Genomic DNA, 1,035 nt, shown 5'->3' with positions numbered 1-1,035 from the left:
GCCTCCCACGACGTCTCCAGCAACAACCGCTGCTGCGGATCCGTCGCCAACGCCTCCCGCGGACTCATCCCGAAGAAACCCGCATCAAAACGACCCACACCATCGAGGAATCCGCCGACGTTGACCAGCGTGGTTCCGGGGCGCTCCCCCTCCGGGTCGTAGAGGGCGGTGAGGTCCCAGCCTCGGTCGGCCGGGAACGCGCGCACCGCGTCCTCGCCCTCCGACAGCAGTCGCCACAGACCCTCTGGGTCCTGCACACCACCCGGGAACCGGCACGCCATCCCGACGATCACCACAGGATCGTCCGCTACCGCCACACCCACGAGCCCGGCCGCCGGCGTCTCGGCCTCGGTCACGGCGCCCAGCAACTGCTCCCGCAGATACCGCGCCAACGACACCGGCGTCGGATAGTCGAAGACCAGCGTCGCGGCGAGGCCGGAGGCACCCGTCAACGCCGCCAGGGCGTTGCGGAGTTCGACGGCGGTGAGGGAGTCGATGCCGAGGTCGCGGAAGGCCCGCTCGGCGGCGACGGCTTCGGGGTTGGGGTAGCCGAGGACCGCGGCGGCGCAGGACTGCACCGTCTCCAGCAGGACGCGGTCCTGTTCGGCGGAGGTGAGCCCGGTCAGTCGGCCGACCAGTCCGGCACGGTCGTCGTACCCGACGTGCCGCGGGGTCGCCGCGGCGCCCTCCACCGCCGCCCGCGCCTCCGGCAGGGTCCCGATCAGCGGGCTCGGACGGGTCATGGTGAAAGACGGTGCGAAGTCCGTCCAGTTGAGGTCGGCGACGGGACCCCACGCGATCGAGGTGGCGGGCAGCCCCGCCGCCCGGCGCCGCTCGGCCAGAGCGTCCAGGAAGGCGTTGGCCGCCGCGTAGTTGCCCTGGCCTGGCGCTCCGATGCTCCCCGCGAAGGAGGAGAAGAGGACGAAGGCGTCCAGATCGCGGTCACGGGTGAGTTCGTCCAGATGCAGCGCGCCCAGCGCCTTCGCCCGCAACACCGTCGCGAACCGCTCCGGCGTCAACGCATCGATCACACCG

Annotated in this window: 1 protein-coding gene; it reads right to left on the bottom strand. The window is 71.8% G+C overall.

The window, feature by feature from the left end; all coding sequences use genetic code 11:
- Positions 1-1,035, bottom strand: a 1,035-nt coding sequence (locus tag IH68_RS59630) for a beta-ketoacyl reductase (protein ID WP_037886692.1), incomplete at both ends; no start/stop codon positions are given.

The organism is Streptomyces sp. NRRL S-646, assembly GCF_000720765.1.
Lineage (GTDB): Bacteria > Actinomycetota > Actinomycetes > Streptomycetales > Streptomycetaceae > Streptomyces.
This window is presented reverse-complemented; position numbering and strand designations above follow the sequence as displayed.